Here is a 6300-nt window from a genome sequence, read left to right as displayed (position 1 = left end):
CGGACCAGGCGGGGGTCGGCGGCCGACGCCGCGGAGGTCTCGGCGAACCACGGCGCGCCCGACAGGTCTGTGGCGGCCACGGCGCGGCGTACCGCGCGGGTGTCGGGGTCGACGACGACGGCGAGGGATTCCAGATCGCTCCCGGGGACGGCCTCTGAGCGACCCACCGATCCGGTCACCCACACCGCGGTCGCCACGGCCGGATCGAGCCGGGCGGCCAGCTCGCGCCGCAACCCGTCGGACCACGCGCGTGGGCGGTCGGCCTTTGTTGGGCGGGCGGCTGTCATGAGCACATTCGACCACGTCAGCGCCCCTGCGGGCGGGGTCGGGGGCGGCGTGAGGGCCTGTTAATGGGAACGAAACATCGCGCAACCCGGGTGTCATGCGCGGCGAGAAAACTATCGCCTGACAGGAAACGGCGCCGCCGCATCCCGGGTCGCACCGACCCGCCCGTCGCACCGCCCCCGCCCCGAGAGGAGATCCGCCACATGAGCGATCCGACCGGACTCACCGCCCCGGCTCCGCAGTGCCGGGGCGACCACGACGACCTCGCAGACTTCGGCTACGAACAGCAACTCCATCGGAGTCTCGGCACGTTCGCGTCATTCGCGGCCGGGTTCTCGTTCGTCTCCATCCTCACGACGATCTTCCAGCTCTTCGGCCTCGGGTACGGGTTCGGAGGCCCCGCCTTCTTCTGGACCTGGCCGATCGTCTTCGCCGGCCAGTTCCTCGTGGCGTTGTGCTTCGCCGAACTGGCGGCCAGGTACCCGATCTCGGGCGCGATCTACCAGTGGTCCCGCCGGATGGGCGGGGAGATCGTGGGGTGGTTCGGCGGGTGGTTCATGATCCTCGCCCAGATCGTCACCGCCTCGGCGGCGGCCATCGCCCTGCAGGTCGTCCTTCCGAGCATCTGGTCCGGCTTCCAGATCATCGGCGACGACCCGGCGCTGACCTCACCATCCGGATCGACGAACGCCGTCCTGCTGGGATCGGTCCTGCTCGTCATCACCACGGTGATCAACTCCATCGGCGTCCGGTGGATGGCCTACGTCAACAACATCGGCGTGACGTGCGAGATCGTCGGTGTGATCGCCGTGGTCCTCGCGTTGTTCACCCACGCGGTCCGCGGCCCCCAGGTCGTCTTCGACACCGCGGGCATGGGGGATCAACCCGGGTACATCTGGGCCTGGGTGGTCTCGGGACTGATGGCGGCCTATGTCATGGTGGGGTTCGGCTCGGCCGGCGAGCTCGCGGAGGAGACGGTCAATCCCCGCCGCATCGCGCCCCGGACGATCCGGATGGCACTGACCGTCTCCGCCATCGGCGGTGGACTGATGATCCTGGGAGCGCTCATGGCCGCGCCCAGCCTCACCGACGGGCGTCTGGCGACCGAGGGCCTTCCCTACGTACTTAACTCGGTCCTCGGGAACTTCTGGGGGAAGGTGCTCCTCGCCGACGTCGTCGTCGCGATCTTCATCTGCACCCTCGCCATCCAGACCGCCGCCACCCGGCTCATGTTCTCCATGGCACGCGACGGCAGGCTCCCGTTCTCGACGACTCTCTCGCGCGTCCACCCGCGGACCGGGACCCCGATCGCGCCGTCCGTTCTGATCGGACTGGCCTGCATGGGCATCCTGCTGGTCAACGTCGGCAACTCCGCGATCTTCGCCACGCTCGCCTCGGTGTGCATCATCCTCATCTACCTGGCCTACCTCTGCGTGACCGGACCGCTGCTCATGCGTCGACTCAAGGGGTGGCCGAACGGCCCCCGGCTCACCGACGCCGAGGGCAGGCCCCTGTTCTCGCTCGGCCGCTGGGGGATCCCCGTCAACGTCCTCGCCGTGGCGTACGGACTGCTCATGACCATCAACCTCGCCTGGCCACGGGCCGAGATCTTCGACCCGTCCGGTGAGACACCGTGGCTGCGGTGGGCGGGCGTGGCGACCGTCGTGGCTGTCGTCGGGCTCGGCGTCCTGTGCTTCCCCCGCGGCAAGACCCACCCCAATCCCGTTCAGATCGGAGAGTGACCAGTCATGACCAGCACCACCGCATCCAGTCCCGCAGGCACATCCACCACCTCGGGTGCCCGCCAGCACGCCCGCGCCCAGGCCGGCATGATCACCGACGCCATGCCGGTCGTCCCCGCCACCGACTGGCCCCACCCTCCGACGGACGTCCCGGCTGACCGCCTGACGTGGGCAGAGTCCATCCCCGGTGGCCGGTACACCGCGGTGACCCTGGCCCGGGGCACCCGGATCCGACTCACCGACAGGGATGGCACGGCCTGCGCCTCGCTCATGATGTGGCGCGCGGACGCGCCCTGGGAGCGGCTCAACACCGCCGACACCGTCAAGGTGCCGTGGCAGGCCTACCTCGGGACCGGCCATCCGATCCTGTCGGACCAGGGCCGGGTGCTCGCGACGATCGTCGCGGACGGCTCCGGCCACCACGACGCGCTGTGCGGGGCTTCGACCCTCGCCGGGAACACGGCACGCTACGGGGCCGGCTCACCGGAGTCCGACTCGCCGGCCGGGCGTGAACTCCTGCTGCTGGCCGGGCTCAAGCACGGTCTCGCCGAGCGCGACCTGCCCCATCCGGTGTCGTTCTTCCACGGCGTCCGGGTCGACGGCGACGGCACGCTCGTCTCCACCGGGAACGCCGGCCCGGGCGCGGCGGTCGACCTCGTCGTCCATCTGCCGGTCGTGCTGGCCGTGGCGGTGGCCGACCACCCGCTCGATCCGTCCCCGGACTACCACGCCGGGACGGTGGAGCTCCTGGCCTGGAGCGCGCCGGGGGACCTCGACGCCCTGGTCGCCGACACCTTCCCCGGCGTCGAGCAGGACCAGGAGTACTGGCGCGCCCTGGCCAACTCCGAAGCCGCCCACCGCGCCGCCGCTCTCGCCCCGACCTCCTGAGGAGAACCGCCATGACACAGACAGCGACCACCGACCGGATCGTGCCCGCCAACACGACCGTGATCTCGGACGAGACCGTGGCCGCCCGCGCCGCCTGGTCCCACGTCCTGGAGGCGGGCCAGACGCTGACCATCGTCGACCTCGAGGGCAACCAGGCCGTCGACACCCTCTTCTACGACGCGCACGACGCCACCCGCCGCTACAGCGCACCGGCGACCGTCGCGGCCCAGGGCTCGATCTTCCTCACCACCGGCAGCGTCCTGCGCGACGACGCGGGCGAGCCGCTGGTCACCATCACCGCCGACGAGGTGGGCAACCACGACACCCTCGGCGGCGCCTGCTCGCAGGAGTCCAACACCCTGCGCTACGGCCACCACACCCGCCACCAACACGCCTGCGTGGAGAACTTCCTGCGCGAGGGCGCCCGGCACGGGCTCGGCAAACGGGACCTGGTCCCCAACGTCAACTTCTTCATGAACGTGCCCGTCGACGCCGACGGGACGCTCGGGATCGTCGACGGCCGGTCCGCGCCCGGCAAGAGCCTGGCGCTGCGCGCCGACCGCGACGTGATCGTGCTGGTCTCCAACTGCCCGCAGATCAACAACCCGTGCAACGGCTTCGACCCGACGCCCGTCCGGATGATCGTCACCGCCTGATCCCCGCGGCCTGATCGCGCCGGCCCGACCCGCCACCCGTCACCACAGGAGCACCCGCCATGACCCGCCTCGAGATCCTCGCCCCCGGCCTCATCACCACCGTCCAGGACTGGCCCGGCCGCGTCGGGTACTGGGGGGTGGGCGTCCCGCCCTCCGGCGCGATGGACGACCAGTCGCTGCGGCTGGCGAACCTCGCCGTGGGAAATCCCGAGGGCGCCGCCGGCCTGGAGTGCACCCGCGGCGGCCTCCGGCTCCGGGCGGACGTCCCGGTCACGGTGTGCGTGGGCGGCGCGCACGTGCGGCCCACCGTGGCCGGGCGGCCGGTGGCCCAGTGGAAACCGGTCCCCCTGGCGGCCGGGGAGGAGCTCGACATCCCGGTGATCAGCGGACCGGGGATGCGCGTCTACGTGGCCGTGCGCGGCGGGATCGACGTGCAGCAGTACCTCGGGTCGTCGTCGACCTTCACCCTGGGGCGGTTCGGTGGCCACGAGGGCCGCGCCCTCACCGCGGGGGACACGCTCGCCGTCGGTGAGCCCGGGCCCGCGACACCCCGCCGGATCTGCGCCGAGGAGATCCCCGCCATCGGCCACCACTGGCACGTCGCGGTCGCCGAGGGGCCCCACGGCGCTCCCGACTTCCTCACCCGCGCCGGGATGGACGAGCTGTACGCGTCCACCTACTCGGTGCACTTCAACTCCGACCGCACGGGCGTCCGTCTCGAGGGGCCGCGACCGAAGTGGGCCCGGCCCGACGGCGGCGAGGCCGGGCTGCACCCGTCAAACCTCCACGACAACGCTTACTCGGTGGGCGCGCTGGACTTCACCGGCGACACCCCGATCCTGCTCGGCCCGGACGGCCCGAGCCTGGGCGGCTTCGTCTGCCCGGTCACGGTGGTGAGCAGCGACCGGTGGAAGCTCGGGCAACTGGCGCCGGGCGACACCGTGCGGTTCGTGCGGGTCCGCGTGGACGCCGTGCCCGACCGGGTCGGCGTCGGGGGCTCGCGGGGCGCGGGCCGTCCGTACGTCCTCGGCGACGGCGGGGACCGCGACGACGGCGTGCTGGGCCGCGGGCACACCGCGGACGGGCTCACCGAGATCACCTACCGCCGAGGCGGGGACGACAACGTCCTGGTCGAATACGGGCGGATGGAGCTCGACCTGGAGCTCCGCGCCCGCGCGCACGCCCTCTACCTGCACCTGCTGTCCAACCCCGTGCCCGGACAGCAGGACCTCACCCCGGGCATCCGGTCGCTGCAGGTCAAGATCACCCCCGGGCGCAGCACCGTGTCGTCGACCCTGGACGCCCTCCGCGAGGCCGAGGCCGCCCTGCCCGCCGCCGAGTCGCTGGTCGTGCCGAGCCGTCACGTCCGACTCCCCCTGAGCTGGGACGACCCCGCCACCCGGGAGGCGATCGAGCGCTACATGTACGGCGTGCGCGACGACGCCCCGTGGTGCCCGTGGAACATCGAGTTCATCCGCCGGATGAACGGGCTGGAGACCGCCGACGACGTGTACCGCACCGTCTTCGAGGCCGAATACATGGTCCTGGGCTTGGGGGACGTCTACCTGGGCGCGCCCGTCGCCACGCCGCTGGACCCGCGTCACCGCCTGGTGACGACCAAGTACAACCCCGCCCGGACGTGGACCGCCGAGAACTCTGTGGGTATCGGTGGCGCGTACCTGTGCATCTACGGCATGGAGGGGCCCGGCGGCTACCAGTTCGTGGGCCGCACCACCCAGGTGTGGAACCACCGACACCCGGAACCGGCACCGGGCTTCGACGCCGAGCACCCGTGGCTGCTGCGGCACTTCGACCGCATCTCCTGGTACCCGGTGACCTCCGAGGAGCTGGCCGACCTGCGGGCCGACACCGCCGCCGGGCGCGGGCGCGTCGACATCACCGACGGCACGTTCTCCCTGGCCGAGCACAACGCCTTCTGCGAGCGCGAGGCCGACTCCATCGCCTCCGCGAGGCGCCGCATGGAGCACGCCCGTGCCGAGGAGTTCGCGCGCTGGGCCGCCAGCGGGGAGCTCAGCGCATGAGCGCCGCGACGACGGCTGCCACGCTCCGGGACCGGGCCGCGTCACTGGTCGACGCCGTGCTGACCCGACTCGCGGAGGCCGACCGGCCGGAGGTGTTCCTGCAGGTGCGCGACCGGGAGGCGATCATCGCCGACATGGCGGCCTCCCTCGCCGCCGGCGCGCCCCTCGCCGGGATGACGCTGGCGGTCAAGAACAACGTCGACGTCGCCGGGATACCCACGACCGCCGCGTGCCCGGGGTTCGCCTCCGTCCCGGAGCAGGACGCGGTCGCCGTCGCCCGTCTGCGCGCGGCCGGTGCGGTGGTGGTGGGGGTGACCAACCTCGACCAGTTCGCGACCGGATTGGTCGGCACCCGCAGTCCCTACGGCGCCGTGCGGGCCGCGCACCGGCCGGACCACGTCTCGGGCGGGTCGAGCTCGGGATCCGCGGTGGCGGTCGCACTGGGCATCTGCGATCTGGCGATCGGCACCGACACCGCCGGGTCGGGGCGGATCCCCGCCGCACTCAACGGCATCGTGGGGATCAAGCCCAGCCTCGGCGTGGTCTCCACCGACGGCGTCGTCCCGGCCTGCGCGAGCTACGACTGCGTGACGATCTTCGCCCGCGACGTGCGCACGGCCTCCCGTGCGACCGGCGTGATGGCGGGCGGCGACGGCACGCGGAGCTGGCCCGCGGACGCCCCGCTCG

5 protein-coding genes and 1 pseudogene are annotated in these 6300 nt (G+C 72.3%); 5 read left to right on the top strand and 1 reads right to left on the bottom strand.

What is annotated here, in order from left to right:
• Positions 1–287, bottom strand: a pseudogene (locus tag HMPREF3086_RS17120) (hypothetical protein); the annotation flags it as partial.
• A 201-nt stretch (positions 288–488) separates the two neighbouring features.
• Here HMPREF3086_RS17120 and HMPREF3086_RS17115 point away from each other — a divergent pair.
• The 5 genes from HMPREF3086_RS17115 to HMPREF3086_RS17095 all read left to right on the top strand — a co-directional run.
• Entirely contained in the window at positions 489–2027 is a 1539-nt protein-coding gene (locus tag HMPREF3086_RS17115; protein ID WP_070723148.1) for an amino acid permease, read from the top strand.
• A 6-nt stretch (positions 2028–2033) separates the two neighbouring features.
• Complete coding sequence (locus HMPREF3086_RS17110; RefSeq protein WP_070723145.1) at positions 2034–2915, top strand: urea amidolyase associated protein UAAP1; 882 nt, start codon at positions 2034–2036, stop codon at positions 2913–2915.
• Between the two features lie 11 nt (positions 2916–2926).
• Positions 2927–3571 carry an urea amidolyase associated protein UAAP2 gene (locus HMPREF3086_RS17105; RefSeq protein WP_061228595.1) on the top strand — a complete coding sequence of 215 codons (645 nt, stop codon included), beginning with the start codon at positions 2927–2929 and terminating at the stop codon, positions 3569–3571.
• A 59-nt stretch (positions 3572–3630) separates the two neighbouring features.
• A complete protein-coding gene (locus HMPREF3086_RS17100; RefSeq protein ID WP_061228594.1) occupies positions 3631–5613 on the top strand; it encodes a 5-oxoprolinase/urea amidolyase family protein in 1983 nt (660 codons plus the stop codon).
• Positions 5610–6300 (top strand): amidase family protein (locus tag HMPREF3086_RS17095; protein WP_246831039.1); only part of this gene is annotated, 691 nt, incomplete at its 3' end. The genes HMPREF3086_RS17100 and HMPREF3086_RS17095, both read left to right, overlap by 4 nt.

It is taken from the genome of Dietzia sp. HMSC21D01 (genome assembly GCF_001815995.1).
Lineage (GTDB): Bacteria > Actinomycetota > Actinomycetes > Mycobacteriales > Mycobacteriaceae > Dietzia > Dietzia cinnamea.
The sequence above is the reverse complement of the archived record's forward strand: the minus strand, read 5'-3'. Positions and strand labels throughout refer to the sequence as shown.